Origin of the sequence: Anaerobacterium chartisolvens, assembly GCF_003337415.1 — a bacterium.
GTDB lineage: Bacteria > Bacillota > Clostridia > Acetivibrionales > DSM-27016 > Anaerobacterium > Anaerobacterium chartisolvens.
This window is the reverse complement of the sequence record NZ_QPJT01000010.1, coordinates 143,891-164,252: the sequence shown is the minus strand read 5'-3', so window position 1 is coordinate 164,252 and position 20,362 is coordinate 143,891. Positions and strand designations below refer to the sequence as shown.

The following is a 20,362-nucleotide window of genomic DNA, read 5'->3' as shown; positions in this document are numbered from 1 at the left end:
ATGTGACGGGTGAGGAACTGTATTATAAAGCCCTCGCCCGCGCACTTTTTAGTTGAGGTGGGTCAATGACTGAGCGTAAAAGAATTATTAACAGAATAATACTAACGGTTTTATTAGCATTTCCGGTAATTAATGTGTGCAGCCCTGCTTTAGCAGTATACGCACAGCAGGAGTTCCGGGGCATGTGGGTAGCAACGGTTTATGCTATTGATTACCCCTCATCCGGCTATACGGCAGATGACCAAGCTTTAAGAGCTGATGCATTAAAGCTGCTGGACGATGCTAAGGATATGGGTTTTAATGCTGTGTTTCTTCAGGTAAGACCAAGCGGGGATGCTTTTTACAAATCTAAAATTTTCCCTTGGTCGAAGTACCTTACAGGGGTACAGGGCAAGTCGCCGGATAACGGCTTTGACCCTCTTGCTTTTTTTGTGGATGAGGCGCATAAGAGAGGTATTGAGCTTCATGCATGGGTAAATCCCTATAGAGTGACGGCATCGCCTGCAGATAACAGTCTTCTGCATAAAAGCAGCCCTGCATTATTGCAGCCCGGACTAACTGTTACACACACCGACGGGAGGATATATTTCAATCCGGGCGAGTCTGAAGCCAGACAATTAATAATTGATGGGATAAAAGAAATTATTGATAATTATGATGTAGATGGTATACATATGGATGATTACTTTTACCCCGAAGGGGATTTTAATGATGAGGATGCCTTTGCGAAGTATGGCAGCGGATTTACAGATATAGGCGATTGGAGAAGAAACAACAATGACTTATTGATTAGCGGGATTTACGGAAAGGTTCATGAAAAAGACAAGGGACTGAGCTTCGGTGTAAGCCCCGGAGGGATTTGGGCAAATAAGTCTTCAAATTCTCTGGGAAGCGATACAAACGGAAGCCAGACCTATTACAAGGGGTATGCGGATACCAGAGGCTGGGTAAAAAAAGGATATCTGGATTATATTTTGCCTCAGATATACTGGAATATAGGCTATGTGGCGGCAGACTATGCAAAGCTGGTGGACTGGTGGGCCGATGTGGCACAGGGTACAAATGTAAAGCTTTATATAGGACAGGCAGCATACAAGGCAGGCAATACAGACATTACAAGCCCTTGGTACGGGGTTTCCGAAATTGAGAGGCAGGTAAATATCAATAGAAATACAAATAATGTAAGCGGCTACAGCATGTATACATACAACTACTTGAGGGATAATCATGAACTGAATTCTCTGGTAAGGCTGCTGAACGGAACATACGGAATACCTTCGGTTTCGGGTGCCGCCTTTTCGGGAGAAGCTGTGGAGGGACATCTGCTGACAGCTTCATACATCTATTCCGACCCTTTGAACAGGCCTGAAGAGAACACGGTATTTGAGTGGTATATAGCTGATAAAAAAAGTGCTGACTATAAGCTGCTTCAAGGAGAACAGTCAAGAACACTGCTGGTAAAAAAAGAGTACTTAGGTAAAGACATAAGAGTTAAAATAACTCCTAAAAATAAGGAAGCCCAAGGGATAGGCGTATTTGGGGATAATGGATGCAATACGGCTATAGCAGCAGGGGATGTAACAAGAGATGGGGCTTTAGACCACAAGGATGCACTGCTGCTGCTTCAATATACTGCGGGATTGGTTAAATTGGACTTCCAGCAAAAGTCTGCGGGGGACTATAATAATTCAAACGGGATTAATACTGCGGACGTAAAATTAATTTTAGATTATTCTATAGATATTAAGCATTAGGGATTAAGCATTGAGAGATCAGCAAATCATTATGTTTTTCAAGGAGATAAATTATGTATAGCTTAATTAAAAATAAAAAAATATTACTTGGGATGCTCTTATTTGCAGCAATATTATGCAGTGGAATTTTGGCGTCCGCGCAGGAAAGCAGGGTTGTTACACTGACGGGGGGCAGCTCGTATCCCGGAGATTCGATTACGGTAAATGTAATTTTAGACAACCCTGAGGGAATTGCGGGAATACAGTGCACTATAGCGTATGACAGCAAAATCCTTGACATAGAAAATAAGGACATAACCATAGGAGAGGCTTTAAACAAATTCACATATGACAGTAATGTAATTAAAGAAAAATCCTATTTGAAATTTTCGGCTGCCGCATCAAAAGGGATCGAAGCAAAGGGCGGAATAACTTTATTCTCCATGAGGTTTAAGGTTAAGGATGCCGCGGCCATAGGACAGACTGTAGTTAAGGCGGACTATGTTTTTGCATGCAATGATGCTTTGGAACAGATACCGACAGATTCCCGGAATTCAATTATAAATATTGTGAAGAAGGGCAGCACACAAGGGCAAACCCCAAGCGGCGGGAAACCGGAAACTCCGGCTGCCGGCACTCCTGCTCCTGAAAGGGATGGCAGTATGGAAATTATTATTGACGGAGAGAGTCAAGAGAGCTTTGCCGTAATGTCAACAAGAGAAGACGGGGGGAAAACAGTTGCAACAGTCACTCTCGAGTCTGAAAAGCTTAAGGAAAAGCTTCAAAATGTCAAAAGCAAGGCTGTAATAGCTATTCCCGTCAGAACAGGCTCAGGTACAGTTATTACGGAATTTTATGGAGACATGGCAAAGCTTATGGAGCTCAGAGAGACAATATTGAAAATAGACACAGGAGATGCCGTATATAACCTGCCGGTTTCGGAAATCAATATTGATGAGCTGGCAAACGCAATAGGCAATAATAAAAGAATGCAGGAGATTAAAGTTCATATAGAAATATCAAAGGATTTAGAACAGGGAGGCAGGCTTCTTAAGGATTCCGCAAAAAAGGACGGACTTACAGTTACCGTTCCGCCTATAAGCTTTATAGTTAAGGCAACATTCGAGGATAAAACTGTGGTGACAGAGAGGTTTAATACATATGTAGAAAGGCTGCTTGCAATACCTGAGGGTACTGACCCCCATAAAATAACAACCGGCGTTGTGGTTGGCGCCAATGGTACTATAAGGCATGTTCCGACAAAGGTTGTCTTTATTGACGGAAGGTACTATGCCAAAATTTCAAGCCTTACGAACAGCATATATTCAGCGGTTTGGAACCCTTATGAGTTTAAGGATGTAAAGAACCATTGGGCAAAGAGCGCTGTGAACAATATGGGAGCAAGACTTATAATGGTTGAAAATGAGAACGGAATATTTAACCCCTCAGATAGCATTACCAGAGCTGAATTTGCGGCAGTTATGATAAGAGCGTTGGGGCTTGAGCCCAAGCAGGGAGAAAATATCTTCAATGACGTAAAGGAAACCCAGTGGTATGCCGGCTATATTAATACGGCATGTGAATACGGTATAATCGGGGGCTATGGGAATGGGAAATTCGGTCCCGAGGATAAAATAACCAGAGGGCAGGCTATGATTATTTTATCCAGAGCTATGAGTATTACAGGCCTAAGTGCGGATCTGAAAGCAGGAGAGGCTGAAGATTTGCTTAATGAGTATAAGGATATGGAGGACACGGCGGCGTGGGCCAGAGAATCTATAGCGGCGTGCATAAAGACGGGTATTATAAACGGTAAAATCGGAAAGCTTATTGCGCCGGAAGACAAAATAACACGTTGTGAGGTAGCGATAATTGTTGAAAGGCTTTTAAAGAAGTCTGACCTTATATAGCGGTTCGTTCAGGAATATTACAGGAAAACATCGGTAATCGCTGTTTTCCTGTAAATACCGCCTTAAAACAGGTTTATATTTAAATTTTGAGGTAAATATAAGCATTATATCCTTACACTATATTCATTTAACACTTCACTTGACATTAGTGCGGGCAATATAGTAAATTATAATCAAAAGTCTGTGGGGGTGGGAAGCAAAATGGAGGACAATCCTGAGGATACAGGTGACAGTATATTGTCCCTGTTACTGCTTAGAGCAAAAAGCATTTTTGTTGCAAGCTTTTATAGAAGACTGTAAAACCGTATCCTGTGGTTTTTCCATGTCTTTTTTTATTTGCTTTGAGCTTTAAATATAAGGGAGGATTAAAAGGATTTGTTTACTGAAGTTTTGGTTTTGATAATACTCATAATAATTAATGCCTTTTTTGCGGCTTCCGAGATCGCGCTTATATCACTGAATGATAATAAAATAAAAATGATGGCTGAGGAGGGCAACAAAAAGGCTGTGCTGCTTAAAAAGCTTTTAAGCGAGCCTAGCCGGTTTCTTGCAACCATTCAGATAGGAATTACTCTTGCCGGATTTTTGGCAAGCGCTTTTGCTGCGGACAGCTTCGCAGACCCTATTGTAAGACTGATATTGATGACGGGAATATCTGTTCCTGAGGCATGGCTGAAAACTGCCTCGGTGTTTATTGTAACTGTCATATTGTCATATTTCACCCTTGTTTTAGGGGAGCTGGTGCCTAAAAGAGTTGCTATGAAAAAAGCTGAATCCATATCAATGTTTGTCGCAGGACCTTTGAGTATGCTTCTTAAGGTATCGTCGCCGTTTGTGAAGCTTTTAACACTGTCTACAAACTTCTTTGTAAGGCTTTTCGGAGTTGACCCCAATGCTGACGAACAAGAGGTTACGGAGGAGGAAATAAGGATGATGGTTGATGTCGGCGAGGAAAGAGGAGCTATAGACGAAAGCGAAAAGGAGATGATTAACAATGTATTTGAGTTTGACAACAAAATTGTCTCCGATATTATGACTCACAGAACACACATTGCGGCAGTGGACGTAGAAGCAACCCTTAATGATGTTGTAAGCCTTGTTAAGAATGAAAAATACACAAGAATACCTGTGTACGAGGGCAATATAGACAACATCATAGGAACAATGCATGTAAAGGATTTGATACAGCTTTTAGAGAATCAAGAAAGAGATTTTGTTATAAGGGATATTATACGCAAGCCGTATTTTATTCCTGCCTCCAAGAGAATAGATGATTTATTTCAGGACCTTCAAAGAACCAAAACGCATATGGCTATAGCAATAGACGAATACGGAGGAACTGCGGGAATAGTTACTATTGATGATTTGATTGAGGAAATAGTGGGAAATATTTTTGACGAATATGACGAGGAGGAGAAGGACATTGAAAAGCTTGATGAAAATACATTTATGATAAACGGATCTGCCAGCCTCGACACAGTACGGGATTTCCTTAAGGTTGATTTGCCTGTCGATGACTATGATACTTTAAGCGGCTTTGTAATAGGCCAGCTAGGGAGAATACCCCAAAAAGGAGAAAGTCCAGATATTGAATTTAACGGGCTGGTATTCAGAGTAGATGAAATTGAAGAGAAGAAAATAGCCAGAGTAAAGGTGTGCAGAGCGGTATAAAATATATGAAGAGGGGAATTTAAGTGATAGTAAAAGATGCAAGGTTTGAAATAACGGCTGTAAGTCCTGCGCAATATCCTCAGAGCAATTTGCCCGAAATTGCCTTTGTTGGGAGATCCAACGTGGGAAAATCCTCAATAATCAATTCTCTTTTAAACAGGAAAAAGCTTGCAAGAATCAGCGGTACACCCGGAAAAACCAGAGAGATTAACTTTTACAACGTTAATGAAAAGCTGTTTTTTGTGGATTTGCCCGGGTATGGATATGCCAGCGTTTCCAAACAGAAAAAATCCTCGTGGGGGAATATAATAGAAACCTATCTTTTGACGCGTCACCAGCTCAAGGTGATAATTCTGCTTGTCGATGTAAGGCATGAGCCGTCGGCGGATGATAAGCAGATGTACGACTGGCTTGTTGCAAACAATGTGCCGCATATGGTGGTGGCTACCAAGATCGATAAGATAACACGTTCAGCGGTTAATCCGAGGCTTTCTGACATCAGAAAGGCTTTAAATGCAGCAGAGGGCATAAAGGTATTTCCTTATTCCTCCGAGACAAGGCAGGGCAGGGAGGCACTATGGGAGGCAATTGACGAATATGTGGAGGAAGAATAATAAGCTTGAAAAGCCTGATGAATATATGTTATTATATTCTAATTGAAAAGCCGTACAAAATAATGCCGGGCATACGGCAACGTCAGGCTGTGTGAAAACTATTTTGAATGAAATTGTAAAGCTTTGTCCTTGCAGAAAAACAGCGGAGGAATCTTGGGGACGGATTCTTATGCTTCCGTAGCGCAGCGTAGGACTGAAAGGAAAGCAGAAGAACCGTACCCCATGATGCCGCAGCGGTGGCAAGCTGCAATTTTCCAAACAATTTTAGGGTTTTCACACAGTCTGACGGCCCCGGCTTTAAAAATAGAGTTAAGAAGGTTAAAAGGAGTGCTTTTATGCTGAACATAAAAACTGTAATTGCAGAGGGTCTGAGTTCTTTAATTGAGTCTATGGATATGGAGCAAATATACAATATGCTGGAGATTCCTCCTAATGACGATATGGGAGATGTGGCTCTGCCGTGCTTTAAGCTCAGCAAGACGCTGAAGAAGGCTCCTGCCGCAATAGCAGAGGAGCTGTCGGGAAAATTCATTAAGTCGCAGTATATAGACAAGGTAGAGTCTTTGTCGGGATACCTGAATTTTTTCGTTAACAAGAAAGAATTTATCTGCAGCGTTGTCGAAGATGTTCTTGCGGCAAACGACAGGTATGGCTCAAGCAGCTCGGGGGACGGAAAAACAGTGGTCATTGACTTTTCTGCTCCTAATATAGCAAAGCCGTTTCATGTGGGACACCTTCGTTCAACGGTAATAGGCAATTCATTATATAAGATTTTCAGCTTCAGCGGGTATAAATGTGTGGGTGTAAATCATCTTGGAGACTGGGGTACGCAGTTCGGAAAGCTTATTGTTGCATATAAAAGGTGGGGGGATCAAGAGAGGGTTAAACAGGGGCAGATAAAGGAGCTTATGTCGTTGTATGTTAAATTCCATGAGGAGGCTGAACTGAACCCTGAGCTTGACGATGAGGCGCGGGAATGGTTTGTAAAAATGGAGCGGGGAGACAGTGAGGCGCTGAGACTGTGGCAATGGTTTAAGGACATAAGCATGGAGGAGTTTCAACGGGTTTATGATGTGCTGGGGGTCAGCTTTGATTCATACGCAGGCGAAAGCTTTTACAATGATAAAATGCAGGCCGTCATTGATGAGCTTGAGACAAAGGAACTGCTGAAGGAGAGTCAGGGCGCCCGGATTATTGAGCTTGAGCAGTACGGTATGCCGCCCTGCATCATTCTTAAAAAGGATGGAAGCACGTTATATGCTACGAGGGATATAACTGCTGCCATTTACAGAAAAAACACCTATGCTTTTGAAAAATGCATATATGTTACAGGTGCCGCTCAAAGCCTGCATTTCCAGCAGTGGTTTAAGGTTATGGAGCTTATGGGCTATTCATGGAGCGGCAATCTTACGCATGTGCCTTTTGGTATTGTAAGCCTTGGAGGAGAAAAGCTTTCCACAAGGAAGGGAAAGGTTGTTCTGCTTGAGGAAATACTGTCGGAGGCAATAAAAAAGACTACCGAGGTTATTGAGGCAAAAAATCCGGGACTTAAGGATAAGGAAAAGGTTGCGCGCCAGATTGGGGTTGGTGCGGTTATATTCAGTGACTTAAGCAGCAACCGCATAAAGGATGTTTCCTTCTCATGGGAAGAGGTATTGAATTTTGACGGAGAAACGGGTCCATACGTTCAATATACCCATGCAAGAACGTGCAGCCTTATAAAAAAATCCGGTATGGAGCTTACGGGGAGCTTTAACGCGGGACTGCTTACTGCAAAGGAAGAATACAGGCTGGTAAAAACGCTCTACAGCTTTCCCGGCATAGTTTCCCAGGCTATGGAGGAGCTGGAGCCTTCTATTGTTACAAGGTACCTCGTGGATCTTGCACAGGATTTCAACCGCTTCTACCATGAGCTTCCGGTGCTTGTGGAGGACCATGAGCTTCAGGCTGCAAGGCTTGCTCTTGTGGCGGCTTCAGGAATTACTCTTGCAAACGGGTTAAGACTGATAGGCATTGATGCGCCTGAAAGGGTATAGCGACAAGATGAGAAGGGCTTTAAAATGGAAATAGAAAATGGACGGACATATACTGATGAAAATTTTAATGAAATAAATTTGTATGGAAAGGAATTGACGGGCTGTAGGTTTGAAGGATGCTCATTCCTGAGTGCCAATATGGAAAGCAGCATGACCAGGCATTGCTGCTTTTCGGGCTGTAATTTCAGAGCGGGACGCTTTAATGCATCCTTGCATGAAAATTCTGCCTTTACAAACTGCCAGTTTGAGTATGCAAATTTATTCAGTGCCGCATTTAACCAGTGCAAAATGCAGGGCTCTAGCTTTACAGAGGCCAATATGCTTGGTATAACTGTTACAGAAGGTGATTGGTCATATACCAGCCTCAGGCTGAACAGCCTGAAGGGGGTTAACTTCGGCAGGGTGAAGCTTATTAAGGCGGATCTGTATAAATGCAATCTTCAAAAGGCTGTTTTCCGGGGGGCTGATTTGAGCGGTGCCGTTTTGGCATACTCAAATATGCAGGGAGCTGATTTGCGGGACGCTATAATTAACGGTATAGATTTCAGGAATATAGAGTTAAAGGGAGTGCGGCTTGATGTTATGCAGGCGGCAATCATAGTATGCTCGTATGGCGCGGTAATTGAATAAAGAGCTTGAGATAAAAAAGCAAATGAAAAAATCCTCTTCTAAGAAATAGCAGGAGGTTTTTTTTATTACGCAAAAAAAGTTGGGGTAATTGTTAAGAGCAATAAGAGGATTAAGGGCCTTCAATAACGAATATATAATTTCAGGAGGATGCTTTATACAGGGGATAAAAGGCTGCTTTGGCAGCGGCGGAGGATAAATGTATTCACTAAATATAGAAAACAGCATAGTATATTTTAAGGACATAAATATACGGGATCTGAAAGAAATTCTTAAATGGTACAATAATGTGGAGGAATTTAAGTTTGCAACGGGCATTGACACACCCATGACGCTTCAGGCACTGGTCGGAAAATATGCCGAGGTTGCTGTTTGCGGCAATGAGTTCTTTGTGGGAATATTCAGCAAGGAGCACGACAGAATGATTGGAATAATGAAGGGCAGAGTTCAGTACAAGGACAGACCTGCTGTGTGGATAAGCTCGATTGTTATAGACCGGCGGTTCCAGAGGAGGGGTTATGGCAGTATTGCATTGGAATTGCTCTTAAAGCACCTTAAAGAGGAAAAAAATATACGCCGTGCATATCTTGCGGTTATCGAAGAAAACTTAAGCGGGATAACATTTTGGGAAAAGCAGAAATTCAAGCCCTTAAGAAAAATTGAAAACCATATACGGCTGAATAACAAAAGCCATAATGCAGTCGTGATGTACAAAAGCATTCAATAAGATACATTAATATATAGCTTGGAAACAAGGCAATGAGGACGTATGAGTTCAACACGAGGTATTATATGGTATTCCAATATTGGGTTTGACAAACCAGTTTTGGAAGGGTATAATATCGGTGTGCATAAAAAACCAATTCAATAGGCTGAATCTTCTTCCAAATAAGGAAGGGGTACGGAGGAACCGAATAAGTGGGGTTAATCTGTGCGGATTAACGGTGATCGAATTATATGAGAGATTAAAGCTTAAGCATTTCTTTCTGTGCTTGGATACTGTTTTCCGTATGGTAGGGGTGGGTCCTATTACCCGAACCCGGCAGCTAACTTCGGAAGCCAAAAATAGGAGGAGGACATGTTTAATCTCAAGAAACTGTTGATGGGTTGTTTTGCGGTTGTGGTTGTACTTGCTTTGTGTACAGGCCTTACGTATGCGGCAGAGTACAAGACGGGTGTTATTACCGGTAACAGGGTGAACATACGCGAGACTGCAAGCACCGATGCAAAGGTTTTGGCAACACTTGAGAAGGGCGAGAAGGTTTCTGTTATATCTTCGTCCGGGGACTGGAGCAAGGTTAAGCACAGCAGCACCACGGGATGGATTTTTACAGGGCTTATGTCGGTAGACGGGGCTTCATCAACCGCCTCAAGTAAGGGGACAACCAGTACAGGTACCGTCACGGCCGAAACTCTTAATGTAAGGGCGGAGGCAAGCTTGTCAGCAGATGTGCTGTGTAAGCTAAGCAAGGGAGAAAAGGTAACTATATCGAGTACTTCCGGTGACTGGTCTAAAATTAAAACCTCTAACGGTACCGAAGGGTGGGTAAGCAGCGAATATGTTTCTAAAGGCACGGCTTCTACGTCGAGAGGCGGAGCGGTGCAGAGAACTCAGGAGGCTGTATCCCAAAAGGGCGCAACTAAGGCACAGCAGATTGTTTCTACCGCCAAAAAGTATATAGGGGTTAAGTATGTGTACGGAGGAAGTTCTCCAAAGCAAGGTTTTGATTGTTCTGGGTTTGTAAAATATGTTTATTCGCAGAATGGTATCAGTTTAACTAGATCATCCTCAGAACAGGCGGCACAGGGAAAGAAGATCAGCAAATCCAATTTAAAGACGGGTGATCTTGTATTCTTCGATACCAATGGAAGACGTAACAGTATAAACCATGTAGGAATATATATCGGCGACGGCAAGTTTATTCACGCATCATCTCCCAAATATGATGTTACAATAACGTCTCTGTCGGATGCCTACTATGCAAAATCATATATTACTGCAAGAAGAATAATTAATTAAAATTTTCACAGGGCTGTTGCAAAACAAATTGCAGCAGCCTTTTTGTCTATATGGAGACCGTTATGAAAAGACCCTTGCCATGGTTTTTTGCAGCTCTTATGTCGGGGATTGCCGCCGCCTCTCTTACGGCATCACTTTTACCAACAGTAATTTTTGCTTTAATTGTGTTTGCGGCAGGAGCGCTGCTGTCTCTTAAAATGCCTGACATTACCGGCATAGTATCATGTGTTGTGCTGTTTTATTGTATAGGTTCATTTCAATACATTATCTTAGACGACATAAATTCAAAAAGGTTCCAGAATTATATTGGAAAGGATATTACTGTTGAAGGTTTTATAGCCTCCGAGCCCGATGTGTCGGAATGGACGATCAGTTATTTTATAAAAGCCCGGTCAATTATTCATGATGACGAGGATATAAGCACGGGAGGAAAGATTCTTTTAAGAGTGTTAAAAAGTGAGAGCAGCGCTGCTTTGTCCTATGGGCAGAAAATACAGGTAAGGGGACAAATGGAGGAGGCCAGCTCAAGGAGGAATCCGGGAGGCTTTAACTATCGCAGATTTTTACTGAATTCGGGCACATCGGCAACAATGTTTGCAAGGGAGCATAATATAAGCATTTTAAATACAAGGCATGAAAATTTTGTTGTCAGTGCTGGAATGGCTGTAAGGAACAGAATAATTGATATGGTTGAAAAAACTCTTCCCCGGCAGCAGGCAGGTCTTTTGGCGGGAATACTGATAGGCTATAGGGAAGGTCTTTCAGAGGACGTAGAAAGAGCCTTCAGTGATGCCGGACTCACTCACATTATGGCAGTTTCAGGCGCTAACATTGTATTCATAATAATACCTCTCGCCTTCATTTTCAAGAAATTAAGAATAAAAAGCACTATCGCAAATATTATAATAATTATTGCTCTTGTTTTTTTCGTGTTTATTACAGGCTTTTCGCCTTCGGTTGTAAGGGCTGTAATTATGGCTGTCATCTTTTTAGCCGGCAGGATTGCTATGAGGGAGTCCGATGCTGCCGCAAGCATATCGCTTGCGGGTATTCTGATGCTTTTGTTTAATCCCTATACCCTGTTTGATGTGGGGTTTCAGCTTTCGTTCGGAGCGACCCTTTCTCTGATGCTTTTCCATAAAAGTATTAAAAAATGGGTTGATTCAAAGTATATACCGGAATTTTTAAAGGAGGTATTTGCAGGGACTCTTGCCGCTCAGGCAGGGGTATTGCCTATAACTGCTTTTTATTTCAACAAGGTATCTGTTATCTCAATCATATCAAATATATTGGTTGTGCCACTTACAGGAATAATAACGGTGGTGGGCTTTATAACGGTTTTATTGGGGCAGATAAGCCTTGCGCTTGCCGAGCTTTTGGGGTATTTTAATTGTGCACTGCTTACGTTTATACTGTATGTCACAAAAATATCGGCAGTCACTCCATTTGCCGTGCTGAGAGTTGTTACCCCCCATGCGGTAATTATTACCGTATACTATATAGCGGCGGTTTATTTTTTATGGTATAAGCCTTTACGCAATATAAGTCTTAAGATTAAGCCGGCACATTACGCTGCCGTTCTGGGTGCTTTGGGGCTTGTTGCTTTTGTATGCGGAATTATGCCTGGAAGGCTTGATGTGGTGTTTTTGGATGTGGGACAGGGAGACTGTGCATTTATAAAAACATATTCGGGAAAGGCAATACTTGTTGACGGAGGGGGAGGAAGTGCAGGCAGATCTTCTTCAAACGTAGGGGAGACAGTAGTGATCCCATTTTTGATGGATTATGGAGTTCCAAGGCTGGACATGGTTATTGCCACGCATGGACATGATGACCACGTGCAAGGGCTTTTGCCTGTGCTGGAGGAGCTGGCTGTGGGAAGGCTGGTTATACCCGACAGCGGAAATGAAGGGGAGTTTAAAGGGCTGCTGAAAATAGCAGGAGAGGAAAATATACCTGTCGAGGCCTGCGCCAAGGGGGATGTGATAACGCTGGACAGGCATACCTATATGAACATTCTGCATCCCTCAAGGCAAACGAGGATTGATAAGTCTGCTTTAAATAACGGTTCGCTGGTTTTTAAGCTGAAATATAAAAACGTCAGCCTTCTGATGACGGGGGATATTGAGGCAGAGGCTGAAAAGCTTCTTGCAGACAGCGGGGCGGATATACGTACCGATATTCTTAAAATTGCGCACCATGGCTCGGAATACTCTACCTCACAGCAGTTTTTAGACTTTGCCTCTCCAAAGGCTGCAATCATAAGCGTGGGAAGAAACAACAGCTTCGGGCATCCCTCCGGGGAGGTGCTGGACAGGCTTAGGGAAAATAACGTTAAGGTGTTCAGGACGGATGAAAGCGGGGCTGTACTGGTGAAGTCCGACGGAAGCAGCATAAGAATCGAAACCATGCTGGAAGCAGCAGCGCGATGAGGGGACGGAGCAATGTCAGTTAAGCTTTATGACATTGCTCCGTCCCTTTGATTAAGTTTATATAAATTAGGATATAAACTATCTAAAAAGAATGTAAAATAATATCCGGAATAATAATTTCCCCGGAATGCGTGACCGGGATATGATTTCAGCTAACTAAAATCACAAGCGCCTTCTACAGGGATACATGCTTTATAGTTAGAGTAGAAATTATTCTGGAGGATATTATTTTACATCCTCTGTTATCCGATATGCAAAAGCCTAAACAATATAGTTTAATGCATAAAGTAGATGAATAAAAGCAATATACTTCCTGCTGCAATTGGGTAAATATAGAGTTTCCTTTTTAATAAAAATTTAATTACCAGACCTAATACAATACTTGTTACCCCTACACTAATACAGAAGTCAGTAATACTTTTTGAAAATAAAAGAACAAGTACATTTATAAGAACATAAATAGTTATAATGATATAACTTCTTTTTATTTTCATAGATTTCATCCTTAAATATAAATTACAGCATAATGATAATATATCTTTTTGCATGTAAATATTTGTAACATACTACACCGTTATAATACCTTATATGGGATTGTATGTCAATGGTATTTTTGAGAAATGTCCCCGTTGCGGCATGAGGACATAAGTGGTAAGCTATAAGAGTACCCTTTGAGGTGCGGCGGCTACAATGCGGGATATTTAGGAGACCTTAGCTTATGAGTATTGATATATTGAAGGAAGATATAAAAAGCGGTATGATAAGGAGCCTCTATTTATTTTACGGTCAGGAGGAATATCTTAAGAGGTATTATGTAGACTGTATAGAAAAGCAAATTATTGCAAAGGAAACAAGAGCATTGAACAGGCTTGTTATGGATGGGGGTATAGACATACGGAAGCTGTCTGAGGCCTGTGAGACTATGCCTGTTTTTTCCGACAGAAAGCTTGTTGTTGTAAAAAATTCAGAGGTCTTCAAGGCAAAGAAGAAGCCGGGGGGTGCTAAAGGCAAGTCTAAAGGCAGCTCCGGAGATGAGCTTTTGGAATACCTTCAAAATATACCTCCATATACCTGCCTGATATTTTATGAGGATTCTATTGACAAAAGGATTAAGGCGGTAGATTCGATAAAGAAAAACGGACTGATAGTTGAGTGCGCGTTTCAAAAGCCTGCAGAGCTTGTAAAATGGGCAATTAAGGTTTTTAAATCTTATGGAAAGGACATTGACCGTCTTACGGCTTCTAAGCTGGTGGACAGCAGCGAGCAGGGCATGACGGAAATATTGAATGAGATTGACAAGGTGGCGCTTTATATAGGTGACAGGACTGCTGTGACGGGTGAGGATATAAGCAGGGTATGCACACCGTCTATTAAAAGCAGGGTATTTGATCTTACAGATGCAATTGCGGAGAAGAATGCAGGAAGGGCTTTTAAGCTCCTTAATGACATGGCTGCCTTAAAAGAGCCCATGCCTAAAATATTGTTTATGATAGCCAGACAATTCAGACAGGTTCTTGAGCTTAAGCTTTTAACAGAGGAGGGATTGGACCTCGGACAAGCCGCCTCTAAAATGGGAATAACTCCTTATGCGGCGGGCAAACTGATCAAGCAGGCCAGACACTTTACTCAGGAAACGCTTAAGCAGGCTATGGAGGAAAGCCTTAAAATGGATGTTGCCATAAAAACTGGAAAAATCAAGGACAGAATTGCGGCAGAGATGCTGATAGCAAGGTTTGCACAGGATTAGTGCGGGATAAAATAAAAAAAACGTACATTGTACGTCTTTTTTTATTTTACAGCGGCTAACGCTTTTGTCAATCTTGATTTTTTTCTCGCAGCGGCGTTCTTATGTAGCAAATTCTTTGCTGCTGCTTTGTCAAGAGCTTTAATAGCCTCAGTTAATGCTTCAGCGGCGGTAGGCTCTTTTTTAGCGATACCCTCCTTGCATTTTCTGATAGCAGTCTTTAAAGCGGACTTTCTGGCAGTGTTATTCAGCGTCTTAGTCTGAGATACCTTTACCCTTTTAATAGCTGACTTAATATTTGGCAAACTTTTCACCTCCTGCGATATTAATAACATCAAATATTCTACCATGAAAAATTTTAAAATGCAAGCTAGTATTTAAAATAATTAATTTGGAAAAATAAATATCAAATGTGTGAAAATATAATAAGCATATGACAACTTAAATATCTGAAAGGACAGGAATTATGGCGAATAATAAAAATACCAGAACGGATCTTGTACTTGAGGCTAACGAGCTTTTTAAGCAGCAGGCCATGAAGGAGAGGCTTGAACGGAGTGGAGAGCCTGAGGGGGTGGAGGTGGAAAATGCAGGTACTAATGATATCCGGATAACAAGAGTGAGGGTTACGTCTCAGGCGGGAGAGCAATCAATAGGAAAGCCCATGGGAAACTATGTTACGCTGGAGATTCCCGGGCTCAGGGAAAATAACCAGCAGTTGTTTGAAGACACCTGCAAGGAAACGGCCAAGGAGATTGAAAGGTTAATAAGCCTTGGAGAAAAGGATACTGTTCTTATAGTGGGTCTGGGGAATTGGAATGTAACTCCTGACGCACTGGGGCCAAAGGTGGTTTCCAGTGTAATGGTCACAAGGCATCTTCTTGAGTATGTGCCGGATCAGGTGGATGAAGGGGTGCGACCTGTCTGTGCTATTTCACCGGGAGTTTTGGGTATAACGGGAATTGAAACGGGAGAAATTATAAAGGGAATAGTAGACAGGGTAAGTCCTGAGCTGATAATAGCGATTGATGCTTTAGCGTCAAGGAAGATGGAAAGGGTAAATACTACAATTCAGATAGCCGATACAGGTATAGCTCCCGGCTCGGGGGTGGGTAATAAAAGAATGGAGCTTTCAGAGAAAACTATGGGAGTGCCTGTCATTGCAATAGGAGTTCCTACAGTTGTGGACGCGGCGACGATGGCAAACGACACAATAGATCTCATGCTTGACAGCATGATTAAGCAGGCAAGTCAGGGCACGGAGTTTTACAGTATGCTCAATGATATTGATAAGAATGAGAAATACCAGTTAATACAGGAGATTTTAAATCCATATATAGGCAATCTTATTGTAACGCCCAAGGAAATTGATGATATTATAGAAAGAATTTCTAAAATTATTGCTAATGGGTTAAATATAGCTTTGCATAAAGGAATTACTTTGCAGGATGTCAACAGGTATGTGCACTAGCTGCCTTTTTATTGAAGTAAAAATCCTGCAATAAGGCTTGACTAAAGGCATTGGAAGATATTATTATAAAGATGGACAACTTTTTGTAAACGACAGCATGTGATATATTCATTTTATTTTGAGAGGTCAATTTTGAGGAAATTATTTAGAACGAAAAGAACTTTAATTCTTTTTGCAGCACTGGTATTCGCCGTTTTGTCGGTTGTTTTTGCGGTGGCCTCCTCAATAATGGATCACTCCGAGGGGGATTCCTCAAAGAGAGGACTTGTGGCCGGCAGTACCGTCAAGGATAATGAGAGGCAATATGGCAGCAGGGGAATGGACAGCGGCAAAAGCCGTGCGTATGAAGAGAGAGAGGAAGTTGCTGATCGGAGTGAGGGGAATTTTCTTGTCGTCATAGACCCCGGTCATGGAGGCAATGACTATGGCACAGGGGCTGAGGGCATCGATGAAAAGGATGTTGTGCTTGAGATTTCTCTTAAGCTGGGTAAGCTGCTTGAGGATTCGGGAGTTAAGGTGTTGTACACAAGAAGTACTGATGAATATATAACACTTGGCAAAAGAGCTCAAATTGCAAATAACGCCGGGGCTGATCTTTTTATAAGCGTTCATATTAATGCCCTTGAGGATGATACTCTCTGCAGCGGAAGTGAAACATTGTTCTGCGGCAAGGACAGCAATTCAGAGGGAAAAATGGACTCGGAGAGATTTGCCCAAATGGTGCAGAGCGAAATTGTGGAGGCGTTGGGTACTAAGGATAACGGTATAATAGAGCGTCCGAGACTAGCTGTCTTGAGACAGACAAATATGCCTGCGGTTATTGCTGAGCTGGGATATATAACTAATGCCTCGGACAGAGAAAAGCTTAAAAGTGACAAATATAAGGAGCTTGCGGCAGAGGCGCTTTTCACTGCTTCCTTAAAAGCCCTTGACGAGATGCAAAGATAATGCGCAAGGAATGAAATACGGCATGTATTCAAAAAAGAAAGGTCAAGCCTTTCTTTTTTGATGAACAGCCTTAACCAAAATGCAATGCTTATATAATTCTAATCTTTTAGGAAATGCTTTTAATTATAGCTGTAATAAAGTAATATTGATCCGGGGGCTTTATATCATGAAAAATGTGGGAAGATATTTGTTAATACTGATTGGTGCCATTGTGCTTTGGAATACCTTTATAATGAAGCCTTTAAGGATCTTTACGGTATTTTTGCACGAGCTGGGGCATACCGCTATGGCATTTGCTTTCGGATATGGAATAAAGGAATTTAAAGTTAATTTCAATGAAAGCGGATATACCATTGTCCAGTCCAAGGGCTGGTTTTCTTCCTTTATGATAGCCAACGGAGGATATTTGGGAAGTGTTTTATTTGCATTGCTCATTTTGCTTCTTAAGGATACCTTCTTTAAGAAGTATATACTTGGAACCATAGCCATTGGATTTCTTGTTGTAACCATACGATTTTCAGGTCTTTCCTTTGCATTGATATATGCTGTGATTTTTGCCGTTGCTGTGCTGGTGATTTATATGGCCCAAAACGACAAGCTTAATGACTGGATAATAGATATAATAGGGATAGCCTCGGTTGCTTATGCTGTATATGATACGTTTGTAGACACAATACTGCTGCAAATAAACCTTCAATTCAATCTGATTAACGGATGGAGGAGCGGGGGGCATGTCACTGATGCCATGCAGCTTTCAAAAATGACGGGAATACCGGCTATAGTATGGGGAATAATATGGCTCGCAATTGCCCTGGCAGCGGTTTATGCGCTTTTACGGAGAAAGTCGAAGGTATACGGGGGGAGGAGACGGTAAATGGAGTTAGAAACAGGGGATAAAATGCAAAGCAGGATAAATGAGCTGAGAAAGATACTTGATTATCACAGCCACAGGTATTATGTGGAGGATAGTCCTGAAATAAGCGATTTTGAGTATGACCGGCTGTACAGGGAGCTTGAGGATTTGGAGGAGCAAAGGCCGGAGCTTGTTACGCCCGATTCCCCTACTCAGCGTGTGGGGGGCAAGCCTCTTGAAGGCTTTGAAAAGGTTCAGCATGTGGTAAGGATGGAGAGCCTTGCGGATGTTTTCTCGGAGCAGGAGCTTTTTTCGTTTGATCAGAGAGTAAGAGATGCTCTGGGTGATGAGGTTGAGTATGTTGTAGAGAGAAAGATTGATGGGCTTTCAGTGTCTTTGGAATATGAGAACGGAAGCTTTATAAGAGGCTCTACCCGGGGAGACGGCTTTGTCGGGGAGGATGTAACTCAAAATCTCAGGACGATAAAATCAATTCCATTAAAGCTTAAGCACAAGCTTCCATTTATTGAGGTGAGGGGAGAGGTATTCATATCAAAGGGGGATTTCATTAAACTGAATGAACAGCAGGAGGCTATGGAGCAGCAGGTGTTTGCAAATCCGAGAAATGCTGCCGCGGGTTCCTTAAGACAGCTTGACCCTAAAATAACGTCAGGGCGAAAGCTGAATATATATGTGTTTAATATACAGAGAATAGAGGGGATGAGCTTCAAATCCCACTCTGAGAGCCTTGATTATATGAGAGAGCTTGGCTTTAACGTTAATCACGGCTTCAAGGTATGTCAAAATATACGGCAGGTTATGGATGAGATAAACAGAATAGGCGAGGGAAGAGGAGAGCTGTCCTTTGAAATCGACGGAGCCGTTGTTAAGGTAAATTCACTTGCCAAGAGGGATATACTGGGAAGTACCTCCAAGACCCCCAGATGGGCTGTTGCGTATAAGTACCCTGCAGAGAGGAAACAGACTGTAATTAAGTCCATATGGGCAAATGTAGGGAGAACGGGAGTGCTGACTCCCAATGCCGTGCTTGAGCCGGTGAGGCTGGCGGGAACTGTTGTAAGCCGCGCTACCCTCCACAATATGGACTATATTAAGGAAAAGGACATACGTATAGGGGATACCGTGTGGGTTCAAAAGGCGGGAGATATAATTCCGGAGGTTGTCGAGGTTGTTTTTGACAAGCGTACAGGGGATGAAACGGAGTATATAATGCCGGAAAAATGCCCTGTCTGCGGCTCTGATGTAGTGCGTGAGGAGGGAGAGGCGGCCAGCAGATGCACCGGCATTGAGTGCCCCGCACAGCTTTTCAGGAGCATAGTGCATTTTGCTTCAAGGGATGCCATGAATATTGACGGATTGGGTCCCGCTATTATAGAGGCGCTGCTGAATAAGGGCTTTATAACAGGAATTGCCGATTTGTACTATCTTCACGAGAGGAAGGCGGAGCTTGAAAAGATAGAGAGAATGGGCAAAAAATCCACTGAAAACCTTTTGAGGTCGATAGATAACTCCAGAAGCAACAACATTGACAGGCTTATTTTCGGATTCGGAATAAGACATGTGGGCTTAAGAGCCGCACAGCTTCTGGCGGAAAATTTTGAGTCTGTGGACGATATTATAAATGCCTCTGCCGAGGATATTGTTAATATTCAGGAGTTTGGAGAAAAAACGGCTATGAGCCTTGTGTCCTTTTTTAAGCAGGCTCACGCTGCCGATACCCTAAGCAAGCTTGCAGCCGCCGGAGTAAACTTAAAGAGCGCAGGCAAAAGGGAGCTTAAGGATAAACGCTTTGAGGGCTTAACCTTTGTGCTGACGGGTACGCTTCCCCAATACGGCAGAAGTGAGGCAAGTCGGATTATAGAAGGCTTTGGAGGCAAAACCTCAGGGAGTGTGTCAAAAAAAACCTCCTATGTGCTGGCGGGAGAGGATGCCGGCAGTAAGCTTGAGAAGGCGGTACAGCTTGGGATAAGGGTCATTGACGAGGAAGAGTTTAAAAGAATGATAGAATAAAAAATATGCCTGTGTTTTTTATAATGCAGGCATATTTTTACAAATAAATCTTTTTATTTACACAGCACTGTATATATGCTAATGTTAACGCATAGGATATTATTAAAAGCCTGCTTATGATAAGCTCATTTGAGGAATATCTAAAAAATAAAAAATCACGATTCCTTTCAATTTACCGAATATCTGAATTTTTATTTTTTAAAATTAAACATAAGCTCATTGCTTGCGTATATTATAATTGAAATTGTTGGCGGCATTGCGGCAGCATATAT

16 protein-coding genes and 1 riboswitch are annotated in these 20,362 nt (G+C 42.3%); of the genes, 14 read left to right on the top strand and 2 right to left on the bottom strand.

Annotation, left to right across the window (positions count from 1 at the left end; genetic code table 11):
• Positions 1-65 precede the first annotated feature (65 nt).
• The 9 genes from DFR58_RS10510 to DFR58_RS10470 all read left to right on the top strand — a co-directional run bounded on the left by DFR58_RS10510 (position 66) and on the right by DFR58_RS10470 (position 13,043).
• Positions 66-1,754, top strand: a complete 1,689-nt coding sequence (locus DFR58_RS10510) for a family 10 glycosylhydrolase (RefSeq protein ID WP_114297802.1) — start codon at positions 66-68, stop codon at positions 1,752-1,754.
• A gap of 53 nt (positions 1,755-1,807) precedes the next feature.
• Positions 1,808-3,643: an S-layer homology domain-containing protein gene (locus tag DFR58_RS10505; protein ID WP_114297801.1), complete on the top strand. Its 1,836-nt coding sequence runs from the start codon at positions 1,808-1,810 to the stop codon at positions 3,641-3,643.
• A gap of 375 nt (positions 3,644-4,018) precedes the next feature.
• Positions 4,019-5,314, top strand: a complete 1,296-nt coding sequence (locus tag DFR58_RS10500) for a hemolysin family protein (RefSeq protein WP_114297800.1) — start codon at positions 4,019-4,021, stop codon at positions 5,312-5,314.
• A gap of 23 nt (positions 5,315-5,337) precedes the next feature.
• On the top strand, positions 5,338-5,928 hold the full coding sequence (gene yihA, locus DFR58_RS10495) for a ribosome biogenesis GTP-binding protein YihA/YsxC (RefSeq protein ID WP_114297799.1): 591 nt from the start codon (positions 5,338-5,340) through the stop codon (positions 5,926-5,928).
• Between the two features lie 338 nt (positions 5,929-6,266).
• The gene (gene argS, locus DFR58_RS10490) at positions 6,267-7,964 is read left to right on the top strand and encodes an arginine--tRNA ligase (protein WP_207659215.1); all 1,698 of its coding nucleotides are present in this window, start codon (positions 6,267-6,269) and stop codon (positions 7,962-7,964) included.
• Between the two features lie 24 nt (positions 7,965-7,988).
• Positions 7,989-8,594 (top strand): pentapeptide repeat-containing protein, encoded by a 606-nt coding sequence (locus DFR58_RS10485; RefSeq protein WP_114297798.1) that lies wholly within the window; start codon positions 7,989-7,991, stop codon positions 8,592-8,594.
• 196 nt (positions 8,595-8,790) lie between these two features.
• The gene (locus DFR58_RS10480; protein ID WP_114297797.1) at positions 8,791-9,318 is read left to right on the top strand and encodes a GNAT family N-acetyltransferase; all 528 of its coding nucleotides are present in this window, start codon (positions 8,791-8,793) and stop codon (positions 9,316-9,318) included.
• A gap of 133 nt (positions 9,319-9,451) precedes the next feature.
• Positions 9,452-9,668: riboswitch (cyclic di-AMP (ydaO/yuaA leader) on the top strand.
• A 1-nt stretch (position 9,669) separates the two neighbouring features.
• Entirely contained in the window at positions 9,670-10,611 is a 942-nt protein-coding gene (locus DFR58_RS10475; RefSeq protein WP_114297796.1) for a C40 family peptidase, read from the top strand.
• A gap of 62 nt (positions 10,612-10,673) precedes the next feature.
• The gene (locus DFR58_RS10470) at positions 10,674-13,043 is read left to right on the top strand and encodes a DNA internalization-related competence protein ComEC/Rec2 (RefSeq protein ID WP_170138119.1); all 2,370 of its coding nucleotides are present in this window, start codon (positions 10,674-10,676) and stop codon (positions 13,041-13,043) included.
• Between the two features lie 275 nt (positions 13,044-13,318).
• On the opposite strand, the gene DFR58_RS10465 is transcribed toward DFR58_RS10470, so the two are convergent.
• Positions 13,319-13,537 (bottom strand): hypothetical protein, encoded by a 219-nt coding sequence (locus tag DFR58_RS10465; RefSeq protein ID WP_114297794.1) that lies wholly within the window; start codon positions 13,535-13,537, stop codon positions 13,319-13,321.
• Positions 13,538-13,761: 224 nt separating this feature from the next.
• Between DFR58_RS10465 and holA the strand changes: the two genes are divergently transcribed.
• Entirely contained in the window at positions 13,762-14,790 is a 1,029-nt protein-coding gene (gene holA, locus DFR58_RS10460; RefSeq protein ID WP_114297793.1) for a DNA polymerase III subunit delta, read from the top strand.
• 41 nt (positions 14,791-14,831) lie between these two features.
• On the opposite strand, the gene rpsT is transcribed toward holA, so the two are convergent.
• The gene (gene rpsT, locus DFR58_RS10455) at positions 14,832-15,092 is read right to left on the bottom strand and encodes a 30S ribosomal protein S20 (protein ID WP_114297792.1); all 261 of its coding nucleotides are present in this window, start codon (positions 15,090-15,092) and stop codon (positions 14,832-14,834) included.
• Positions 15,093-15,253: 161 nt separating this feature from the next.
• Between rpsT and gpr the strand changes: the two genes are divergently transcribed.
• From gpr to ligA, 4 genes are all read left to right on the top strand, one after another.
• A complete protein-coding gene (gene gpr, locus DFR58_RS10450) occupies positions 15,254-16,258 on the top strand; it encodes a GPR endopeptidase (protein ID WP_114297791.1) in 1,005 nt (334 codons plus the stop codon).
• Between the two features lie 132 nt (positions 16,259-16,390).
• On the top strand, positions 16,391-17,206 hold the full coding sequence (locus tag DFR58_RS10445; RefSeq protein WP_114297790.1) for an N-acetylmuramoyl-L-alanine amidase family protein: 816 nt from the start codon (positions 16,391-16,393) through the stop codon (positions 17,204-17,206).
• 166 nt (positions 17,207-17,372) lie between these two features.
• Positions 17,373-18,080 (top strand): M50 family metallopeptidase, encoded by a 708-nt coding sequence (locus DFR58_RS10440; RefSeq protein ID WP_114297789.1) that lies wholly within the window; start codon positions 17,373-17,375, stop codon positions 18,078-18,080.
• On the top strand, positions 18,081-20,090 hold the full coding sequence (gene ligA / locus DFR58_RS10435) for an NAD-dependent DNA ligase LigA (protein WP_170138118.1): 2,010 nt from the start codon (positions 18,081-18,083) through the stop codon (positions 20,088-20,090).
• Positions 20,091-20,362 lie beyond the last annotated feature (272 nt).